This is a genomic window from Flavobacterium potami, assembly GCF_020026915.1.
GTDB classification, from domain to species: Bacteria; Bacteroidota; Bacteroidia; order Flavobacteriales; family Flavobacteriaceae; genus Flavobacterium; species Flavobacterium potami.
Map to the genome: position 1 here is coordinate 1,062,202 of NZ_JAINUY010000001.1, position 21,745 is coordinate 1,083,946.

The following is a 21,745-nucleotide window of genomic DNA, read 5'->3' on the forward strand; positions in this document are numbered from 1 at the left end:
TTAATCTAAGAGTTTGAGTTAGATCGAAAAAAATGATATTCGATCAACTGATAAAATAAAAGAAAAACAAAAAGAACAAAGAACAAAGGTTAATTATGGCAACGCAGAAAAAATTAATAAAAGTTCATCCTACAGATAACGTAGCGGTGGCTTTGGTAAATCTGTCAGCTGGCGAAGTGATTGATTTTGAAGGACAATCAATTGCTGTTGAGTCTGATGTGAAAATGAAACATAAGATTGCAATGGTTCCTTTTAATGTAGGAGACAGAATCATTATGTATGGTGTTTTGGTTGGTAAGGCGAGTGCAAGAATCGAAAAAGGAGGATTGCTTTCTACTTCTAACGTTAAACACGAAAGTGATAAAGTTACGGGTAAAACTGAAACTATTGGCTGGACAGCTCCAAATGTGGATAAATGGAAAGACAGAACGTGGCAGGGCTATCATAGAGAAGATGGACAAGTTGGAACAGAAAATGTTTGGTTGTTTTTTCCTTTGGTTTTTTGTGAAAACAGAAACATCGAAATCTTAAAAGATATTTTTGAGAAAGAATTGATGAAACCTAAAGAAAACGATTATCAGTTATTGTTACGTTCTTTAGTGAAATCTGAAACAGGTGGAGCAGGAAACCAAGAAGCTTCAAACGATGCTAACTTGTTCAATAATATTGAAGTTAAATTCATTACGCACCAAGGTGGTTGCGGTGGAATTCGTCAGGATTCACACAGTTTAGCTAAACTTTTGGCTGGTTATGTGAACAATCCAAACGTAGCTGGAGCAACGGTTTTGAGTTTAGGATGTCAAAATCTTCAAATTTCGATTTTCAAAGATGCTTTAGATGCGATCAATCCAAACAGTAAAAAGCCTGTTTTAATTTACGATCAGCAATCTATCGGAACTATTGAAACGATGTTGAGCAGTGTTGTAAAAGATACTTTTGAAGCAATCAAAAAAGCAAACGACATTAAGAGAGAGCCAGCTCCATTATCGAAATTAAGAATTGGTTTGGAATGTGGTGGATCTGACGGATTCTCGGGAATTTCTGCTAATCCAACTTTGGGAGTATTGTCTGATAAATTGGCAGCATTAGGAGGAACAACAATTCTTTCTGAGTTCCCAGAATTATGCGGAGTAGAGCAGGAATTGGTAAACCGTTGTGTTGATGACGAAGACGGAAAACGTTTCTTAGATTTGATGAAATGGTACGAAAAAACAGTTGTTGATGCAGGTTCAGGATTTGATATGAATCCTTCTCCAGGAAATATCAAAGACGGTTTGATTACTGATGCTATGAAATCTGCAGGAGCTGCTAAAAAAGGAGGAACATCTCCAATTGCAGGTGTTTTTGACTACGGTGAGTATATCAATGAGCCAGGATTGACATTGTTATGTACGCCAGGAAACGATGTGGAGTGTACAACAGCAATGGTAGGTTCAGGAGCAAATATGGTATTGTTTACAACAGGTTTAGGAACTCCTACAGGAAATCCGATTGCACCGGTTGTAAAAATATCTTCTAACTCAGAGTTGGCTGCAAAAATGTCTGATATTATCGATATTGACACTGGAGGAATTATCAAAGGTGAAAAGTCTATCGAAGAAATGGCTGATGAAATGCTTGAAACTATTATTGATATCGCTAGTGGTACTGTAAAAACGAAAGCTGCGATATTAAATCAAAACGATTTTATTCCTTGGAAAAGAGGGGTTTCACTTTAATTTTTTAAGTTACAAAGTTGCAGAGAGACAAAGTAACAAAGGTTTATAGGAAGACGCACAAGTAGTGCGTCTTTTTTTATTTTTTTACCATATAAGTTATATAAGTTCATTTCAAAGTCCTAGTAAATCACATTAGTCAGAGCTAAAATTATCTTATATGGCTTATATTGTTTAAAATAGTTTTTGGCAAAAGAAAAACCATATAGATCATAGTTTAGACAAAGCTTAAATTGTCTTATATGACTATATGGTTTAAAATTTAACGTGCTTTCGTTGGCTAGAAATTGGTTCTTGTAGAAGATTTACGAATATGTAATTCTGGAGCAAGGACTACTTTCTTTTCTATTTTGATGGTATCTGTTTTGTCAACTTGTTCTAAGAAAACACGTGCTGACATTTTTCCCATTTCAAGCGGTGATTGGTCTACTGAAGTAATGGATAATTCCATAAATTTAGTAAACGGCTCATTACTAAAACCAGCTACACAAAAATCATTAGGAATGCTATAATTTCTTGCTTGTAATTCCTGAATAGCTCCTAAAGCTGCAAAATCACTTGAAGAGAATATGGCGTCAGGTGGTGTTTGTAAACCTAATAAAGTTGTTGTTGCTTCTTTTCCGGCTTCAACACTACTTTTTACATGGATCACATGTTCTTCGTTAAAAGTTAATCCACTGTCAAGTAAAGCTTGCTTGTATCCTAAAAACCTGTTATTAAAGATGTCTAAAGAACGGTCTCCAGATAAATGGGCGATTTGTCTGCAGCCCTCATCAATTAAATGTTTAGTAGCTAAATAACCTCCCTTAAAGTCATTTATGGTCACAGAACTTACGCCATCAATATGTTTGCTTCTGTCGAAAAATATTAGAGGTACATTTTTTTCTAATACATTTCTGAAAGCACTATCATTTTCATTTGAAATACCAGTAACAGACATCATAATCCCATCAACCTGCGCATCTACCAACGTGTGAAGATTTTCATTTTCTCGTTTGATGCTTTCATGTGTTTGACAGATGATTACCTGATATCCATGGGGATAAAGTTCTTCTTCAATTCCACGAATAACCGAAGCAAAGAAATTACTGTCAATACGAGGTACAATAACTCCGATATTATTACTACGACCGCTTTTTAATGCTAAAGCTAGCTTGTTTTGCTTATAGTTCATCTCAGAAGCAGTTTTAATAACTAACTCTCTGGTGGCTTCTTTGATTTTCGGATTGTTATTTAACGCCCTAGAAACTGTTGCAGCCGTGATGTTCAATTTTTCAGCAATATCGTAAATAGTTACTTTTTCACTCATTCAAAAAAAGTTTATCGAATTATTTTATTAGACAAAAGTACATTTTTTTTTATTATATGATATAAATTGTTATCGATTACCAGATTTAAGAATTCAAACGTTTTAGAATCTATAACGATAATAATTTATCTAATTTTTTGCGTTAAATGTAATTAAATTTTATAATAAAAATTAAATATATAATTTTTTTCTAAATTAATTTGGTCTCTAAGAACAATTTTTCTATTTTCGTGTAATCGATTACATAATTTTTACTGTTTTTGATTTTAAACAAGAAAATACTGCGCAAATGAGTGTAAAAATGAGTATAATATCTAAAATGATTTTATTTTTAACCACTATAAGTGTGTTAGTTACATCTTGTGCGGAAAAAAATACTGTAGTTTCATCTAGTGCGCAGAATAATCCATGGAAAAAGATGGATTTAGTCGTTAAAAGTATCCCTGAAACTAAGTTTTCAAATAAGATCTATAACATTAACGATTTTGGTGCCATTGCAGATGGTAAAACATTAAATACTATGGCTTTTCAAAAAGCGATAAAAGAATGTGCTGCAAATGGAGGAGGTCAGGTTTTTGTTCCGAACGGAAAATATTTAACTGGAGCCATTCACTTAGAAAGTAATGTAAATCTGCATTTAGATGATAATGCAGAAATTCTTTTTAGTTTGAGTCCTAAAGATTATCCAATAGTTCATACTTCATGGGAAGGAACTGAAGTAATGAATTATTCACCGCTGATTTATGCGAAAAATAAAACGAATATCGCAGTTACAGGAAAAGGAACTTTAAATGGTCAAGCTGACAGTACTAATTGGTGGATTTGGTCTGGTGGAAAAAATTACGGTTGGAAAAAAGGAATTCCTTCTCAAAATGATCCTAATAATCGAGAAGTTTTGGTAGATATGGCCGAAAAAGGAATTCCGGTTTCAGAAAGAGTTTTCGGTGATGGTCGTTATTTAAGACCGAATTTTATTGAATTTTTTGAATGTAACACGGCTCTAATAAAAGACGTCAAAATTATCAATTCTCCTTTTTGGATTTTGCATCCTATTAAAACAAATAATATGATTATTGATGGTGTGACGGTAAATAGTCACGGTCCAAATAATGACGGTTGCGATCCAGAGTATTCTCAAAACATTTTAATCAAAAACTGTACTTTCAATACTGGCGATGATTGCATTGCTATCAAAGCTGGGCGAGATGGTGATGGAAGAAGAGTAGCAATTCCAAGTAAAAACATCATTGTACAAAATTGTAAAATGATTGACGGCCATGGTGGAGTAGTAATCGGAAGCGAAATTTCAGCCGGAGTTAATAATGTTTTCGTTGAAAATTGTGTAATGGATAGTCCAAATCTAGATCGTGCCATTCGTATAAAAACCAACTCAAAAAGAGGTGGAGTTATCGAAGATATTTTTGTTCGTAATCTGGAAGTGGGTACCGTAAAAGAATGTGTTTTAAAACTGAATATGTTTTATAACGTATACGGATCTCAAACAGGAAATTTTATTCCGACAATTAGAAATGTCAGTTTAGAAAATGTCAATGTGAAAAACGGAGGAAAATATAGTGTTTGGGCTGAGGGGTACAAGGAGTCGCCAGTTGAAAACATCACATTGACAAATGTCAAAATTCAAAAAGTAGATTCGCTCTATTTATTGAAAAATGTAAAAAATATAAAGTTTATAGATAGCTACGTAAATAATAAGAAAGTAGAATCTGTTAAGTAATAATAGCTCTCGAAATGTTGGTAATTAGTAATTTGTTAATTTTTGAGATTATTGTTTTTTGAAGGAGTTAAAAAGGAGTTTAGCAATGGTTGAACTCCTTTCTTAACTGGAAAAATTAAAAGTAAGATGCGAAAAACGACTTTAATTTTATTGTTTTTTTTGAATGTGATTGCGGCTCAAAGTCAGCAATATCAAATTGATACATCTTATACTATTAAGAGCACTTTTACGAAATTAGTTAAGAAATATCCTTTCATTACAATTCCGGAGATAAAAACAAATCCTAATGTTAAGGAAAGTTTTGACGTCGTTTACAATCAAGATCAAAACCGAGTTTTACATTTTGACGCTTTTGTAAATACAAAAAAGAAAAAAAATCCTGCTGTAATCCTAATTCATGGTGGAGGCTGGAGATCTGGAAATAAGAACCAAATGCAATTTATAGGAAAAGAAATTGCTGCAAATGGTTATTCTTGTTTTTCGATTGAATATAGATTATCGTTAGAAGCGAAATATCCGACTGGGGTTATTGATGTAAAAAATGCAATTAAATTTATAAAAGGCAATGCATCAAAATTCAATGTAGATGTCAATAAAATTGCAGTTTTAGGTTGTTCGTCTGGAGGTCAAATGGCAGCTTTAATTGGAACAACCAATAATAATCCGCTTTTTGAAGATGCCGGTTTTAAAAGTAAATTTTCGTCAAAAGTAGATGCGATAATTGATGTGGATGGAGTTTTGGCGTTTAAGCACCCGGAATCTTCAGAAGGAGATATGGCTGCTTTTTGGTTGGGAGGAAAATCAAATGAAATTCCTGAAAATTGGAAAAATGCTTCAGCATTGACACATACAGATCAAAATACGCCGCCGGTTTTATTTATCTGTAGCAGTATTCCAAGATTTCATGCAGGAAGAGATGATATGGTTAAAATTTTGGACGAAAATAAAATCTATAGTGAAGTGCAGACTATTGCTGATTCTCCTCATTCATTTTGGTTTTATGATCCTTGGTTTAAGCAAACAATTTCTTACACAACGCGATTTTTAGATAAAATTTTTAAATAAATTAGATCAAAATTAGAAACACTAATTAGAAAAGATAAAAGGTATATTTTTATGAGTAAATCTCTTTTTACAACGGTTGATTTTACAAAAGTTATTTTGCTGTTGCTATTGGTTTTTAATAATCCAATAAAAGCACAGAATCAATCTAATTCTGAAAGTTCGGTGATTTCGTATGATTTAAAGTGGTCAGAACGAACTGCTCTTTCTATTTTAAATAAATACCCGCAAGCTTGGCAACTTGATGGAAACGACAGACCAAAATGGGATTATAAAATGGGGTTTGTGTTGTCTGGTTTTGAAAAATTATATCAGAAAACTAACGATAAAAAATACCTGAACTACATTAAAAACTATGTTGATGGAATGATTGACAGTACTGGAAACATCAAAAAATACGATATTAAAGAATACAATATCGATTATTTAAATCCAGGAAAATTGCTGTTTAATCTTTACGATATTACAAAAGATTCACGCTATTTTGAGCTTCTCGGGAAGTTAAGAAATCAATTAGAAACTCAGCCCAGAACAGCAAGTGGTGGATTTTGGCACAAACAAATTTATCCCAATCAAATGTGGATTGATGGTTTGTATATGGCCGAACCCTTTTATACACAATTTACAGTAAAATATGAAAAGGGAAAAAATCTGGACGATGTTGCGAAACAGTTTGAATTGGTTCAAAAGCATTTTGTAGATAAGAAAACAGGTATAGTATATCAGGCTTGGGATGAATCTAAAGAAATTGGATGGGCAGACAAACAAACCGGCACTTCGCCAACTAAATGGGGACGTGGTATCGGGTGGTATATGGTTGCTTTGGTAGAAACTTTAGATTATTTTCCGAAATCGCACCCAAAATATAAAGCTTTGGTTGGGTATTTGAACCAGATTTCGAAAAGCGTAAATCAATATAAAAGTGAATCTGGATTATGGTATCAGGTGGCTGATAAAACAGAATTATACGGTAATTATGTAGAGCCATCTGCTTCAGGTATGATAATTTATGCTTTTGCAAAAGGAGCTAATAAGGGATATTTACCATCGAGCTATAAAGCAACAGCAAAAAAATCTTTTGACAGTTTTGTAAAAGAGTTTGTAAAAGTAGATAAAAAAGGAGAAATCAATATTCTGAATGTTTCTTCGAATGTCGGTTTAGGTGGAAAACCCTTTCGTGATGGAACAAATGCCTATTATCTTAGTGCAAAACCAAAAGAAAATGGCGCAATAGGTTTAGGAGCCTTTTTGTTGGCAGCAATTGAATTAGAAAAATAATAGAATTTAAATATATTTTGAAATGAAAAACAGTAGAAAGCAAAGTTATTTGATGTCGGTTTTAATGATTTGCGTTATGACGATTACAAGTTGTAAAGTAACTTCTCAAGAACCTGAAAAGAAAGATATCGTAATCGGAAAGAATCTGAAATGGTCGGATAAAATGGCTTTAACCTTGATGAAACGCCATACAGAATCTTATATGCTGGATGATGCTAAGAAACCAAAATGGGATTACGTTCATGCTTTAGTTTTACATTCGATAGAAGAGTTATACAAAAAAAATCCAGATCCAAGATACAAAGCTTATGTAAGAGGTTATGTAGATAATTTGGTTCAGGCTGATGGAAGCATCAATACGTATGAGTTTGATAAATTCAATATTGATTTGGTTTTGCCTGGACGTTTACTATTTGACGTTTATGCGTACTCAAAAGAAGAAAAATATTTAAAAGCCTTACAATTAATTCGTAAACAGCTTTCAGAACAACCAAGAACACAAAGCGGCGGATTTTGGCATAAACAAATTTATCCAAATCAAATGTGGTTAGACGGTTTATATATGGGAGAACCTTTCTATGCAGAGTATACAGCAAAATTCGAAAATGGAAAAAGCTTTGACGATATCGCAAAACAATTTGAATTGATTCAATCAAAAGCAACAGATCCGAAAACAGGATTATTATACCACGGATGGGACGAAAGCAAACAGATGCCTTGGGCAAATAAAGAAACTGGAAATTCGCCAAACTTCTGGTCTAGATCACTGGGTTGGTATGTAATGGCTTTGGTTGATGTTTTAGATTACATGCCAAAAGATCATCCAAAAAGAAAAGAGTTGATTAAATATTTAAACAACGCTTCTGAATCAATACTTAAATTCCAGGATAAATCATCAGGTTTGTGGTATCAGGTTACTGATAAAGCAGATGGAAAAGATAATTATTTAGAAGCTTCAGGATCTGCAATGTTTTCATACGCTTTTGCAAAAGGAGCTAACAAAGGATATTTGCCAGCTAAATTTAAAAAAGCAGCCAACAAGGCTTTTGACGGTTTAACGACAGTGTTAATCAAAAAAGTAGATCAAGATGGCGGAATCACACTAACAAACTGCTGTCAAGTTGCTGGTTTAGGTGGAAATCCATACCGTGACGGATCTTATGAGTATTACGTAAACGAAAGAAAAAAAGACAACGATCCTAAAGCAACAGGACCATTTATTTTGGCTGCTATAGAATTGAATCGTTAATGGTTGATGGTTGATGGTTAATTGTTAATTGTTAATTGTTAATGGTTTATTGTTGATGGTTTATTGTTGATGGTTTATTGTTGATGGTTGACTTGTGGAGCTGTCTTCCTGAGCGAAGTTGAAGGACCACAAAGCAATTCTACAAAGAAAAATGAACTTGTAATAAGTATAAAACCCGACAGGTTTTTAAAACCTGTCGGGTTTACTAAAGTAATTCGTTTCAAAAATGAAAAATATAAAAATCATCCTTTTTCTCCTTTGCATTTTTTGTTTTGAGAAGAATATTGCTCAAGTCTGGATATCTGATAACGGAGATGGAACCTACACCAATCCGATTTTGCATGCCGATTATTCAGATCCGGATGTTGTTCGCGTAGGCGATGATTATTATATGACAGCTTCTTCTTTTAACTGTATTCCAGGTCTTCCTATTTTGCATTCTAAAGATTTGGTAAACTGGAAAATTATCGGTCATGCTTTGGTAAAACAACCGCCATTTGAAACGTACGATAGAGTACAGCACGGAAATGGGGTTTGGGCACCTAGTATTACTTTTCATAAAAATGAATTTTATATTTATTATCCTGATCCTGATTTCGGAATTTACATGATTAAATCTAAAAAAGCTGAGGGACCATGGTCTCAACCACTTTTAGTAAAAGCAGGAAAAGGATTGATTGATCCTAGTCCGCTTTGGGATACTGATGGTAAAGCTTATTTAACTCACGCTTTTGCTGGAAGTCGTGCACAGATTAAAAGTTTATTGGTAGTCTGTACCATGAATGCAGAAGGTACTGTTGTCAATAGTGATGAAGTTATGGTAATTGATGGACATAAAGAGGAAGAGACTATTGAAGGACCTAAATTTTATAAACGAAATGGCTATTATTACATTTTTGCTCCTGCAGGTGGCGTTCCAACAGGATGGCAGACTATTTTGAGATCGAAGAATGTTTTTGGACCTTATGAAAAGAAAAAGGTTCTGGAACAAGGTTCGACCGCTATAAATGGTCCGCATCAAGGTGCTTGGGTTACTACTCAGACAGGCGAAGATTGGTTTTTCCATTTTCAGGATAAAGGCGCTTATGGACGAATTGTACATCTACAGCCAATGAAGTGGGTAAACGATTGGCCAGTAATGGGAGAAGATTTTGATAAAAATGGAATTGGCGAACCTGTTACAACCTATAAGAAACCAAATGTTGGTAAAAAGTATCCAATAGAAACTCCATCAGAATCAGACGAATTTAATGAACCGAAATTAGGTTTGCAATGGCAATGGCAAGCAAACAGACAAATCAATTGGGGATTTCCGACAAGTTTAGGTTATTTGAATTTGTTTTGCAATACTGCTTCTAAGAACATCTTTAATGCTCCAAATTTATTACTGCAAAAATTCCCAGCAGAAGAGTTTACTGCGACAACAAAGCTAACCTTCAATCCGAGATTAAATCTTGAATCTACAGGTTTAATTGTAATGGGATTAGATTATAGCTTTTTAAGTTTTAAAAATAATAGTGGAAAATTATATCTAAGTCAAAAAACAGGAACATTTGACAAAACTGTTTCAGAAACTGAAACAACACCGATACTAATAGAAAACAATACAATTTATTTGAGAGTGAAAATTAGCAGGGGCGGAATATGTAATTTCTTTTATAGCCTAGACGATAAAAATTATCAAAAAGTTGGAAACGACTTTAAAGCGAAAGAAGGAAAATGGATTGGTGCCAAAGTCGGACTTTTCGCTTTAGGCGAAGAAATAAAAAATGATTCTGGAAATGTAGAAGTAGATTGGTTCCGAATCACGAAATAAAAAGTGTAAAATATAGAAAAACGTAATTTTTTTAATTGTTTTAAAAAAAACGGCTTTCATAATTTGATTTTGGTAAACGAAATAAAAAAAGCGATATCAAAATACATTACGTGAAAAAAGATAGTTTAAATGTGTGTTTAAATGATTTTTCTTACAAATAATCAAAATAAAACTTATTTTTTGACTATTGAAGATAAAAATAAGCGACTCCAAAAACAAAGCATTAAATAGATTTAAAATGATGCAATTAAAAAAAATAGCATTAATGCTTATCGTATTTTTAAGCATTGGGCTTCATGCTCAAACCTCATACAAAAGATGGTCTGAGATTATTCGTAAAAGCGATGCAGCTTGGTTTGCTTCGGCGGAAGCCAAAAAAATAGCAGAAAATGTATTATTGTATCAAAGAGACATTGGAGGTTGGCCAAAGAATATTCAGATGCAGGACGAACTGACTGAAAAGCAGAGAAAAGATTTAATTGCACTCAAAAAAACAGCGGTAGAAACTACAACAGACAATGGAGCAACCTGTCAAGAAATGCTTTTTATGTCTAGAATGTATACGCAGGTAAAAGACGACCGTTACAAAGAATCTTTTCTGAAAGGATTAAATTATCTTTTAGAAGCTCAATATGCTAACGGTGGATGGCCACAGTTTTATCCGTTAAAAAAAGGCTATTATACCCATATTACTTATAATGATGATTCGATGGTTAACATCATGAATGTTATAAGAGCCGTTGCAGACCAAACCGATTATTACAGCATAAAACCTTCAGTGGAGATTGTCGAAAAATGTAAAAAAGCATTCGATAAAGGTATCGACTGCATTTTGAAAACACAATACAAGCAAAACGGAGTTTTAACCGCATGGTGCGCACAACATGATGAAGTTACGCTGGCTCCAGCAAACGCAAGAGCTTTTGAACTAGCCTCTTTAAGCGGTTACGAATCTGCAAAAATCACTTTACTTTTAATGTCAATTGACAAGCCTTCAAGAGAAATTGTGATTGCTGTTAAAAGTGCGGCAGCATGGTTTGAAAAAACTAAAATTACCAATTTAGAAGAGAAACGAGTTCTAAACGATGCTGGAAAAGTGACAGACAAAAAGATGATTCCTGCCGTAAATGCTAAGCCAATTTGGGCAAGATTTATGGATTTAGAAACCAACGAACCTTTCTTTTGTGATCGTGACGGAATAAAAAAGAAGTCTATTGACCAGATTGGAGCAGAGAGAAGAAATGGCTATTCTTGGTACTCAGATGCACCTGAAGAAGTTTTGAAAAAATATGCTGATTGGGCAGTTAAAAACGGAACCAAAGTAGGAACAGCAGAAAAGAAAAATGTAAACTACATTACAGTAGCACAAGACGGTTCTGGTGATTATACCAAAATTCAAGATGCAGTTTATGCAACTCCGGCATTTCCGTATGAGAAAGTAACCATATTTGTGAAAAACGGAATATATAATGAAAAAGTAAGAGTTCCAGAATGGAACACTAACGTAGTTTTGCAAGGAGAAAGCAAAGAAAATACAATTATTACTTATGATGATAATTTCTCTAAAATAGGTTTAGGAAGAAATAGTACTTTTTATACTTATACACTTTTGGTAGAAGGAGATGATTTTTCTGCATCAAATCTTACGATAAAAAATACTTCAGGAGAACGCGGACAAGCTATCGCATTATCTGTTGTGGCAAACCGAGCTAAAATTATTAATTGCAATCTTTTAGGGAATCAAGACACTTTGTACTTATCTGGAAAAGACGCCAAACAATATTTTAAAGACTGTTATATAGAAGGAACAACAGATTTTATTTTTGGAGGTGCAACCGCTTTATTTGAAAACTGCATCATTCATAGTATAAAAAGTTCCTATATTACAGCAGCATCAACGCCAGAAGGAACTCCTTTTGGATTTGTTTTTAAAAACTGTAAGCTTACCGCAAATTCAGAGGCAAAAGATGTTTATTTAGGTAGGCCATGGCGTATTTATGCCAAGACGGTTTTTGTAAATTGTGAAATGGGAAAACAAATTAAACCAGAAGGCTGGGAAAATTGGTCGAAACCAGAAGCAGAAAAGAATGCCTTTTATGCTGAATACAATTGCAAAGGAGAAGGATTTCAGCCTTCAAAAAGAGTAAAATGGTCACATCAATTAAGTAAAAAAGAAGCCTCAAAATATTCGATAGAAAATATTCTTAAAGACAAGATTGTTAATTGGTATTCTTTTTAGTCTCAGTCACAGTTTTCAGTCTCAGTCTACACTGAACATGGAATAAATAAAATAAAAAATCATGAATTTCAAATACCTTTTAATAATATTCCTTTCTTGGGCTTCATTTGCACAGAATAACGATTTTCCTACGGCGAAAGTTGATTCGATCGTAAAGAGAATTCAGCTTCCTGTAATTCCTTCTTATCAAATCAATATATTAAAATTAGGCGCAAAAGGAGATTCTGTTACAGATAACAAAAAGGTTTTTGATAAAGCGATGGTTTTGTGTAAAAAGAATAATGGAGGAACGATTATAGTTCCAAAAGGCATTTATAAAATCAACGGACCAATTCATTTTGTAAGCAATGTAAACCTTAAAATAGAAAAAGGAGTAAAAATAAAGTTCAGCGATAATCCGAAAGATTATTTGCCAATGGTTTTAACAAGTTGGGAAGGAACCATGCTGTACAATTACAGTCCGCTTATTTATGCCAATAACTGCACGAACATTGTGATTTCTGGCGAAGGAACGATTGATGGAGAAGGAGGAACGACTTGGAAAACTTTTAAAGAAAAAGAAAACGAAGGTAAAAACAGAAGCCGTGAGATGAACCATAATAATACTCCATTAAGCGAAAGAAAATTTGGAGAGGATTACTTTTTAAGACCTCAGATGATTCAGTTTTTAAATTGTAAAAATATATTAGTAGAGAATGTTAGAATAGAAAATTCGCCGTTTTGGTGTCTACATCTTTTAAAATCTCAAAGTATTACAATTAGAGGAATAAGTTACAAATCGTTAAATCACAATAATGACGGAATCGATCCAGAATATACAAAGGATGTTTTAATTGAAAATGTCACTTTTGATAATGGAGATGATAATGTAGCCATAAAAGCAGGAAGAGACCATGAAGGAAGAGCCAATACCGATACGCCAAGCCAAAATATCGTGATTAGAAATTGTAATTTTAAAGGCTTGCATGGAGTTGTAATTGGAAGTGAAATGTCGGCAGGCGTACAGAATGTTTTTGTAGAAAATTGCAAAACAGTAGGGTATTTAAAGAGAGGGATTTATCTAAAAACCAATGCTGACAGAGGAGGTTTTATTAAAAATATTTTTGTTAGAAATATTCAATTAGATGAAGTAGAAGATTGTATTTATATCACTTCAAATTATCATGGAGAAGGAAAAGGATATCAATCTGATATATCAAATGTATATTTTTCAAATATTACTTGTAATAAAGCATCAGAATCAGGAATTGTAATTCAAGGATTTCCAGACAAAAAAATCAAAAACATAACCCTAAAAAACATAGAAATTAAACAAGCGAAAAATGCTTTGTCAAATGAAAATGCAGAAAATGTTTTAATGACAGATGTTTTTATCGGACAAAGAGCAAGCGTGCCTACAGCGGTCTCGAAACAGTAAAAAGTTTACCGCAAAGTTCGCAAAGAAGTGCGTAAAAGTTTAACAAAAAACAAAATTAAAATCTGCCTAATCTGCAAGAGTAAAATTTTTCACTCAGATTTAAAAAGTTCAAAGCAGAATCTGCGTGAAACAAAAAAACAAAAAAAAATGAAAAAATACATTCTTTTAACGCTACTAATCACGTCATTCGGTTTTGCACAGAAAACGACTTTATACTGTATTGGCGATTCTACAATGGCTAACAAAAAAGATCCTGAAAAAAATCCGGAACATGGCTGGGCGCAAGTTTTACAACCTTTCTTTAAAGATAATGTAGTTGTGGTCAATAAAGCAGTTAACGGAAGAAGTACCAGAAGTTTTATAAACGAAAAACGTTGGGATTCTATTTGTAATAAACTTAAAAAAGGAGATTATGTTTTTATTGAATTTGGACATAATGACCAAAAAATTGAAGACCCAAGCCGTTATACAAATCCACACACAGCTTACCGATATAATCTTATAAGATTTGTAAAAGAAAGTCGTGAAAAAGGAGCAATTCCGGTTTTATTAACGTCAATTTCTAGACGTAATTTCAATGAAAAAGGAGTTTTAGTACCAACACATGGCGATTATCCTTTGGAAACCCGTTTAGTAGCGCAAGAATATAATGTACCTTTTATTGATTTAGAATACTATACAGAATTATTGGAACAATCCTTTGGTCCTGAAAGATCTAAGCAATTGCACTTGCATTTTAAAGCAGGCGAGAATCCGTATTACGACAAAGACAAGGCAGATGATACGCATTTATCTTTGTTAGGAGCGACTAGTATTGCCCAAATTGCAATTAACCAAATAAAAGAGTCAAAAGAGTCTTCTTTAAAAACATTGCAAAAAGAAATCAAATAAACAAAACAAGAAAATGTCTTAAATTAATAGTATAAAACCCTTTTAGGGATATATAGAAGTTGTAAATGCGGTACATTTGCCAAACATAATTCTATTAGATACTACTTGGTTGTTGATGTTTATGGAATTGTAATAGATAATTCATCTTTGAAAAGAGAAAACGAGAGTTTTCTCTTTTTTTTGTCAAGACTTAATTTTACCTAATTCATTACTATAAGAAATTATCCCAATTCCAATGTTTTACGACTATCTCTATCATATAGTAAGCTCCACAATATCGATTAAAGTTTGTGACGCAAGACGAATCAACATATGAAAACTGCTAAATGATAGAATTAAAAATTACCGTTTCTTCGATTGCAGAAGTTTCACTGGAGATTATAATTTTACTCCATTTATTATTAAATCAATATAGTATCAGAGTGTAAGATCCGTTACACTAACTTTATTGAACATCAAAAGACTTTCAACATTCTCGTTTGTTATTGCATTGCTATCTGATGAACAATTTAAATTAATTTACGGAATTAAAAGACCTTTATTGTAGATGCAATTCTTTGTTGCGAAGAAGCGTTAGTGGATGAAGTGTCAAAACCAATCTGCGAATATAGAAACAGAGATTAGTTTTTATTCTATAGCAAATAATTGAATTCTCTTAACAAGGATTTGAGATTAGAAATATAGACTTAGGAGTAAAACTAATAAAATATCTAATAATCAAGGTGTTGTTTTTATACGTTTAATCTTTAATGATAAAAAAATAAGCTCTTTTTGATTTTATAACTACTTATGGATTTGGCTTGTGATTATTTAAAAAAGAAAAACCTTCTTGATTCTATTGATAACATTTTAGTAGCATAGTTTAAATATTAAACCCTAATCTACAAGTTTAAAAACTTTTACAGGTAAGAAAAAGTTGAATTTCCCATGAAATTTGCACTTTCAAATTGAGGTCTTAAATAACTGATTTTTGATGGATGTAAATAAGTATTAATATTAATGGGTTAGATAAAATGAAGAATAAATTACTTCCTTTAATTTTTATTTTAGGTTCTTACTATGGATATTCACAAGTAAGTATTGGTAAGCAGGTGCCTAATGCTTCTGCGCAGTTAGAGGTTTTCTCTAGTGACAAAGGGGTATTAATTCCCAATGTTGAATTAACAAGTACAGTAGATAGTTCAACCATTAAAAATGGAAACGTTGTAAGTTTATTGGTTTTTAATACTCAAACTATTGCTGATGTAGTACCGGGATACTACTACTGGTACAATAACAAATGGAATAAATTTGTAGTTTCAGGCGAGTCAAATGGCATTGTTGCGGGTAATGGAGAACCAGGTAAAAAAGGAGAGCCAGGATATCCAGGTGAAAACGTAACGCTTTACACGGACAAATCAAGTGGTACTGTATATGTTCAAAATGAAGATGGAACTTGGACAGCAATAAATGGTAAAAACGGTATCGATGGTAAGAATGGAATTGCTGGAGATAAAGGTCTTCCAGGAGATAAAGGTCTAGATGCTACGGTTCAGATGTATATTGATTATGATACTGGAATTGTTTATGTTAGAGACCCAAAAAATCCTGAAAAGTGGATTCCTGTAAGTGGCCTTGACGGTATTGCAGGAGCGACGGGAGCACCTGGAACGGCAGGTTCTATTACTACTCTTGATGCCATTGTTAAAGATCCAAGTGGTAATATTTATGCTTACGTTGGAGACGATAAAACAGTTGCAGGCCGTGACAAAGATTGGGCGGATAAATCGCCAAACTGGGTTAAGATCAATGGTCTTGACGGAAGAGATGGAAAAGATGGTATTGTAGGGGGTAACGGAGCGCCTGGAGACAAAGGAGAAGTAGGTTATCCTGGAGATAATGTTGCCATGTATATTGACAACACTACAGGAACTGTTTATGTTCGTGATCCAAAAAATCCTGATAAATGGATTCCTTTAACGGGTAAAAACGGAATCGACGGTATTGCCGGAGCAACGGGAGCGCCAGGAACAGCTGGTTCAATCACAACTCTAGATGCAATTGTCAAAGATCCAGAGGGCAATATCTATGCTTATGTTGGAGATGACAAAACAGTTGAAGGACGTGACAAAGAATGGGCAGATAAATCGCCAAACTGGGTTAAGATCAATGGACTTAACGGTGCCAATGGAATCGCCGGAGCAACGGGAGCGCCAGGAACAGCTGGTTCAATCACAACTCTAGATGCCATTGTTAAAGATCCTTCAGGAGATATCTATGCTTACGTTGGAGACGATAAAACAGTTGCAGGACGTGACAAAGAATGGGCAGATAAATCGCCAAACTGGGTTAAGATCAATGGACTTAACGGTGCCAATGGAATTGCCGGAGCAACAGGAGCGCCAGGAACAGCTGGTTCAATCACGACTCTTGATGCCATTGTTAAAGATCCTGCTGGTAATATCTATGCTTACGTTGGAGACGATAAAACAGTTGCAGGCCGTGACAAAGAATGGGCTGATAAATCGCCAAGCTGGGTTAAGATCAATGGTCTTGACGGAAGAGATGGAAAAGATGGTATTGTAGGAGGTAACGGAGCACCTGGAAACAAAGGAGAAGCTGGTTATCCTGGAGATAATGTTGCCATGTATATTGACAACACTACTGGAACAGTTTACGTTCGTGATCCAAAAAATCCTGATAAATGGATTCCATTAACAGGTAAAAACGGTATCGACGGCAAGAATGGAATTGCAGGAGATAAAGGTCTTCCAGGAGATAAAGGTTTAGATGCTTCAATCGAGATGTATATTGATTATGAAACAGGAACTGTTTATGTAAGAGATCCGAAAGATTCTACCAAATGGATTCCTGCAAATAAAGAAACGGTAACGTCATTAAAAGATGTAGTTACTCAGAAAGAAGATGAGCAGGGGCAACAATATGATGTACACACATTAACATATACCGATGAGAATGGGACGGCAAATCCTATTGATATGTCAATATTAGTAAAAGGAACAGAAACATTGACAACCCTTCAATATGATCCTGCTACTGGAGAATTAAATTATAAAGATGAAAAAGGTGAAGTTTCGAATTTCAAATTAACAGATTTAGTTGGTGACGCAGAGACTTTGACAAAATTAGAAGTTAATAATAATGATGGAACATTAGATTATACAGATGAAGGTAAGAATGTTCATCATTTAGATTTGACTGATGTGGTTAAAGAGCCTTGGTTTGCGGTAGCTTCAAACAAAGCAGCAGTATCTAATACGGATGATCTTTACACTCAGGGCTGGGTTGGAATCGGTTTTGATAAAAAATCGGATGCTCCAAATGAGAAACTGAGAGTAAACGGAGCAATCACAACTGTCAATTCTTATTATGCCGATTATGTATTTGAGGATTATTTTAAAGGGTTCTCTGATATAAAATCAGATTATAAATTTAAAAAACTGGAAGAAGTGGATGCTTTTATTAAAAAGAACAAACACCTTCCTGGAATTACACCAATCAATGAATTGGTAAAAACAAAAGAAGGATATTCATTTAATATGTCAGAACTATCAATTCAGTTATTAGAAAAAACAGAAGAGATGTATCTTCATATTATTGAGCAGAACAAAATAAACGAAGCTCAAAGTAAAGAAATTGAAGCAAAAGAACAGGAAATTAAAGAACTGAAAAAAGCTTCAGAAGCTATGAATTTACGATTGGAAAAATTAGAGAAATTATTAGCTAAGTAATAGAATAGATTAAAAGAAAAACCCAACTATCTCAGTTGGGTTTTTTATTTAAATCATGGTTTAATTACTGCATTAAAAATGTCTTAAACTATGATTTTAAAAACTTTTCGTGGTAAACTTAGATTGGAATTACTCTGACCTTTGTGGCTTCAAACAAATTTGTAGGATCAGTTATTATTGGATGATAAAATAAAAGACAATGCTTGTTTTTCTATTTATAAGTCTATTTGATAATGTTTTAAAATTTTTAATAACCCATTAATGATTAAATCATATGAAGAATAAATTACTTCCTTTACTTTTTGTCTTAGGTAGTTATTCTGCCTACTCACAAGTAGTGATAGGAAAACAAGAAGTTACACCTTCTGCTCAATTAGAGGTTTTTGCTAGTGATAAAGGGATGTTGATTCCTCGTGTTCAATTGACAAGTACTACGGATAAAACAACTATTAAAAGTGGCAATGTAGAAAGTTTGTTGGTATTTAATACTCAGACAATTTCAGATATTGTGCCTGGTTACTATTACTGGTATAACAATAAATGGAATAAATTTATTATTTCTGGCGAATCCAATGGTGTTGTTGCTGGTGAAGGTGCGCCTGGTAAAAAAGGAGATCCTGGATATCCTGGTGAAAATGTAACATTGTATACTGATAAAGGAACAGGTACTGTATATGTCCAAAACGAAGATGGAACATGGACATCTATAAACGGTAAAAATGGATTGGACGGCAAAAACGGTATTTCTGGAGGCAAAGGGCTTCCAGGAGATAGACGATAAGGGAATCTTCTTAAAAATGTTTAGAAGAAAATTAAAAGCTGATTTTGATGTTTTTGAAAAATCATTTTTCGATACTAATGAAGATAAAAACAAACAATATGATCGTACGATATATGTAGTGTATGAAAAGAAAGAATTACTTAGTATTCTGCAAGAAAATATAAATGCAAATGCATTGGTTTGTTTATTTGATAAACAGTTTTATACAAGCTTATCATTATTAGAAATAATGAATAATGTGATACTATTTGATGATTGTAAAACAAGCCGAGAACTTTTTAGCGAAATGAAGACTTTTTTTAAAAAGAAATTCGACTTAAAAAACAAAAAGATATCAATGAAAAAGACTTTTAGTGTCATGTCTCCAGAATATCACAAAGCGATGTACTATTTAATGTGATTTTTTTATTTGGTATAACTATTTAATAGTATACCATCAATTGATTGCAGGATAAGCTTGGTCTCTTATTCTGCAATCTCGTTTTAATACTATATTTTAAGCTGTCAAATAAAGTTTTTTCTAATAAGTGTTGTTATAACAATTAATTCTCTTAAATTGTTCTGATAAAAAATAATTGACAGCAAGAATGAAAAAACAGACTTTATTTTATATTTCTACAACTTTGGTTGCAACTCTATTAACAAGTTGTAAAGTTTCTCAAAACGTTTCAGGAAAAACTATTGTTTTAAAGAATAAGGGTACGATAGCTTTATCTCAAAAAGCGGTTTCCATAAAAAGAGAAGATTTAAAAGAATATAAAAATAAAGGAAGTTTTCCAATACTACTTTTTAAAACAGATACAATTCCGGCACAAACCAATGATCTTAATGGAGATGGGAAATGGGATGAACTATTTTTTACTACCAATTTTTTGCCAAGCGAAGAAAAGATTGTCACATTAGAATGGTCAGAAGTTGATCCGAAATTTACTGTAAAAACAAGCGTTCGATTTGGGAAAAGAGAAGGGAAGAATTTACCAGTTCATCCCGATACTCAAGAAGTTTTAATGGCTGACCAAGTTTATAAAAAATTAGGTTATCAAAAATATCAAACAGACGGGCCAACTTGGGAAAATGATAAAGTAGGTTTTAGACATTATTTGGATGGAAGAAACTGCAAAGATGTTTTTGGAAAAAAAATACCTGGAATAACTCCCGAAAATGTTGGAATTAATAACGAAGGTGCTGTTGAAGATAATTATCATGTAATGCACGACTGGGGAAGAGATATTTTTCCGGTTGGAAATTCTGCTGGCTTAGGAGGTTATGCGTTGTCTGTTGACAATAAAATTAACAGGCTTGGAATTTTACTTAATGATACCATTAATAATGTAGAAAAAACGACTTTCAAAATTGTTAGTGAAGGTCCGGTGAATTCAGTTTTGAGTTATCACTATCAAAATTGGAAAGCATCTAATAATATGTATCAAGTGCAAGAAACAACTTCTATCTGGCCTGGAATGTATGGTTATAAAAATACGGTAGCAATAAACGGGATTAAAGGGAAGGAAACTTTTCTGGCTGCAATTTCTAATTTGAATAATAAAAAACCGTTGCAGGTTATTGAATCTGGTGATTGGATTTGTTTAATACAGCATGATTATTTGACCTACGAACGTCAATGGATTTTAGGAACTGCTATTTTAGTTCCGAAGAATATTTATGAGGGTTATATTGAAGCTCCAAAAACGGGACAACTGACAGATTCGTATTTGGCAAAACTAAAGATTGAAAACAATAAAGAAATTAGTTATTATGCCATTGCTGCTTGGGAATTAAGTGCTGATAAAGGATTTGAAGATTCTACATTTTTCACCAATTATGTAACGAATTTAGCAAAACAGCTTTCTGTAAAAATAGATATTTTAATCAAGTAGAAGTCGTTGATTTGAATAGCCGTTAAGATGACTTTGACACTTGAATGTCTAAAATTGTCCATGAAAATAAGAGACTAATTGAGTAATTTTTTCCTTTTTTGAGTAATTTTTCCATTGATAAACCCACAAATGAGAGTGCTTTCAGACGATATTAAATAAAAAAAATCAATGTATCAGATACTTCATATAAAGCTTTAATTATAGTAATTGGATATAATTTAAAAATAAGTATTTGATTTCTAGATTATTGTAGTTTTTGAATGTTTTGACAAACGTACAGGTCAATTTATTGTAAAGAAAATGAATGAAAAACTGCATTAAATTTAACAGCAAATTTGTTGTAACTATCACACAAACTTCTATTTTTGTGGCTTAATTTAACAATATATAAGCATGAAAGATTTATTAGTAAAAATCAACGCCGAAATTGACACATTTAAAGCAGAAGCTGAATCTTTAACTGAAAAAGGAATTAAAGCTGCAGGTCCAAGAGCACGTAAAGCTACTTTAGAAATTGAAAAACTTTTAAAAGAGTTCAGAAAAGTTTCTATCGAAGAATCAAAAAAATAATTTTCTTTAGAGAAAGTAAAAACCTCGCTGAAAAGCGAGGTTTTTTTATTTAATTCGTGAATTCGTGGCGGAAAA

Annotated in this window: 15 protein-coding genes; 14 read left to right on the forward strand and 1 reads right to left on the reverse strand. The window is 33.1% G+C overall.

The genetic code is table 11. The annotated features are described in order from the left end of the window. The first annotated feature begins 95 nt into the window (after positions 1–95). A complete protein-coding gene (locus tag K6T82_RS04570; protein WP_223704740.1) occupies positions 96–1,718 on the forward strand; it encodes a UxaA family hydrolase in 1,623 nt (540 codons plus the stop codon). 277 nt (positions 1,719–1,995) lie between these two features. On the opposite strand, the gene K6T82_RS04575 is transcribed toward K6T82_RS04570, so the two are convergent. Continuing rightward, positions 1,996–3,024 carry a LacI family DNA-binding transcriptional regulator gene (locus K6T82_RS04575; protein ID WP_223704741.1) on the reverse strand — a complete coding sequence of 343 codons (1,029 nt, stop codon included), beginning with the start codon at positions 3,022–3,024 and terminating at the stop codon, positions 1,996–1,998. Between the two features lie 301 nt (positions 3,025–3,325). Here K6T82_RS04575 and K6T82_RS04580 point away from each other — a divergent pair, with 301 nt between their 5' ends. The 13 genes from K6T82_RS04580 to K6T82_RS04640 all read left to right on the forward strand — a co-directional run bounded on the left by K6T82_RS04580 (position 3,326) and on the right by K6T82_RS04640 (position 21,670). Further along, positions 3,326–4,759 carry a glycoside hydrolase family 28 protein gene (locus tag K6T82_RS04580; RefSeq protein ID WP_223704742.1) on the forward strand — a complete coding sequence of 478 codons (1,434 nt, stop codon included), beginning with the start codon at positions 3,326–3,328 and terminating at the stop codon, positions 4,757–4,759. 126 nt (positions 4,760–4,885) lie between these two features. Further along, positions 4,886–5,824 (forward strand): alpha/beta hydrolase, encoded by a 939-nt coding sequence (locus tag K6T82_RS04585; RefSeq protein ID WP_223704743.1) that lies wholly within the window; start codon positions 4,886–4,888, stop codon positions 5,822–5,824. A 51-nt stretch (positions 5,825–5,875) separates the two neighbouring features. Next, the gene (locus K6T82_RS04590) at positions 5,876–7,099 is read left to right on the forward strand and encodes a glycoside hydrolase family 88/105 protein (RefSeq protein WP_223704744.1); all 1,224 of its coding nucleotides are present in this window, start codon (positions 5,876–5,878) and stop codon (positions 7,097–7,099) included. A 22-nt stretch (positions 7,100–7,121) separates the two neighbouring features. Beyond that, entirely contained in the window at positions 7,122–8,348 is a 1,227-nt protein-coding gene (locus K6T82_RS04595; RefSeq protein WP_223704745.1) for a glycoside hydrolase family 88/105 protein, read from the forward strand. Positions 8,349–8,574: 226 nt separating this feature from the next. Further along, on the forward strand, positions 8,575–10,164 hold the full coding sequence (locus K6T82_RS04600) for a glycoside hydrolase family 43 protein (protein ID WP_223704746.1): 1,590 nt from the start codon (positions 8,575–8,577) through the stop codon (positions 10,162–10,164). Positions 10,165–10,402: 238 nt separating this feature from the next. After that, positions 10,403–12,403: a pectate lyase gene (pelA, locus tag K6T82_RS04605; RefSeq protein WP_223704747.1), complete on the forward strand. Its 2,001-nt coding sequence runs from the start codon at positions 10,403–10,405 to the stop codon at positions 12,401–12,403. Between the two features lie 61 nt (positions 12,404–12,464). Beyond that, positions 12,465–13,820 carry a glycoside hydrolase family 28 protein gene (locus K6T82_RS04610; protein WP_223704748.1) on the forward strand — a complete coding sequence of 452 codons (1,356 nt, stop codon included), beginning with the start codon at positions 12,465–12,467 and terminating at the stop codon, positions 13,818–13,820. A gap of 147 nt (positions 13,821–13,967) precedes the next feature. After that, positions 13,968–14,711 (forward strand): rhamnogalacturonan acetylesterase, encoded by a 744-nt coding sequence (locus K6T82_RS04615; protein ID WP_223704749.1) that lies wholly within the window; start codon positions 13,968–13,970, stop codon positions 14,709–14,711. A 1,013-nt stretch (positions 14,712–15,724) separates the two neighbouring features. Then, the gene (locus tag K6T82_RS04620) at positions 15,725–18,442 is read left to right on the forward strand and encodes a collagen-like domain-containing protein (protein ID WP_223704750.1); all 2,718 of its coding nucleotides are present in this window, start codon (positions 15,725–15,727) and stop codon (positions 18,440–18,442) included. A 274-nt stretch (positions 18,443–18,716) separates the two neighbouring features. Then, positions 18,717–19,223: a hypothetical protein gene (locus K6T82_RS04625; RefSeq protein ID WP_223704751.1), complete on the forward strand. Its 507-nt coding sequence runs from the start codon at positions 18,717–18,719 to the stop codon at positions 19,221–19,223. A 16-nt stretch (positions 19,224–19,239) separates the two neighbouring features. After that, the gene (locus tag K6T82_RS04630) at positions 19,240–19,623 is read left to right on the forward strand and encodes a hypothetical protein (RefSeq protein WP_223704752.1); all 384 of its coding nucleotides are present in this window, start codon (positions 19,240–19,242) and stop codon (positions 19,621–19,623) included. A gap of 187 nt (positions 19,624–19,810) precedes the next feature. Continuing rightward, a complete protein-coding gene (locus K6T82_RS04635; protein WP_223704753.1) occupies positions 19,811–21,100 on the forward strand; it encodes a DUF4861 domain-containing protein in 1,290 nt (429 codons plus the stop codon). Between the two features lie 393 nt (positions 21,101–21,493). Then, positions 21,494–21,670 carry a histone H1 gene (locus K6T82_RS04640; RefSeq protein ID WP_026729959.1) on the forward strand — a complete coding sequence of 59 codons (177 nt, stop codon included), beginning with the start codon at positions 21,494–21,496 and terminating at the stop codon, positions 21,668–21,670. Positions 21,671–21,745: the final 75 nt, after the last annotated feature.

Coding starts and splice junctions, on each gene's coding strand:
- K6T82_RS04575 (WP_223704741.1), bottom strand. CDS start 3,024: ATGAGTGAAAAAGTAACTATTTACGATATTGCTGAAAAATTGAACATC.
- K6T82_RS04640 (WP_026729959.1), top strand. CDS start 21,494: ATGAAAGATTTATTAGTAAAAATCAACGCCGAAATTGACACATTTAAA.
- K6T82_RS04590 (WP_223704744.1), top strand. CDS start 5,876: ATGAGTAAATCTCTTTTTACAACGGTTGATTTTACAAAAGTTATTTTG.
- K6T82_RS04635 (WP_223704753.1), top strand. CDS start 19,811: ATGAAAAAACAGACTTTATTTTATATTTCTACAACTTTGGTTGCAACT.
- K6T82_RS04585 (WP_223704743.1), top strand. CDS start 4,886: ATGCGAAAAACGACTTTAATTTTATTGTTTTTTTTGAATGTGATTGCG.
- K6T82_RS04580 (WP_223704742.1), top strand. CDS start 3,326: ATGAGTATAATATCTAAAATGATTTTATTTTTAACCACTATAAGTGTG.
- K6T82_RS04600 (WP_223704746.1), top strand. CDS start 8,575: ATGAAAAATATAAAAATCATCCTTTTTCTCCTTTGCATTTTTTGTTTT.
- K6T82_RS04615 (WP_223704749.1), top strand. CDS start 13,968: ATGAAAAAATACATTCTTTTAACGCTACTAATCACGTCATTCGGTTTT.
- K6T82_RS04610 (WP_223704748.1), top strand. CDS start 12,465: ATGAATTTCAAATACCTTTTAATAATATTCCTTTCTTGGGCTTCATTT.
- pelA (WP_223704747.1), top strand. CDS start 10,403: ATGATGCAATTAAAAAAAATAGCATTAATGCTTATCGTATTTTTAAGC.
- K6T82_RS04595 (WP_223704745.1), top strand. CDS start 7,122: ATGAAAAACAGTAGAAAGCAAAGTTATTTGATGTCGGTTTTAATGATT.
- K6T82_RS04625 (WP_223704751.1), top strand. CDS start 18,717: ATGAAGAATAAATTACTTCCTTTACTTTTTGTCTTAGGTAGTTATTCT.
- K6T82_RS04620 (WP_223704750.1), top strand. CDS start 15,725: ATGAAGAATAAATTACTTCCTTTAATTTTTATTTTAGGTTCTTACTAT.
- K6T82_RS04570 (WP_223704740.1), top strand. CDS start 96: ATGGCAACGCAGAAAAAATTAATAAAAGTTCATCCTACAGATAACGTA.
- K6T82_RS04630 (WP_223704752.1), top strand. CDS start 19,240: ATGTTTAGAAGAAAATTAAAAGCTGATTTTGATGTTTTTGAAAAATCA.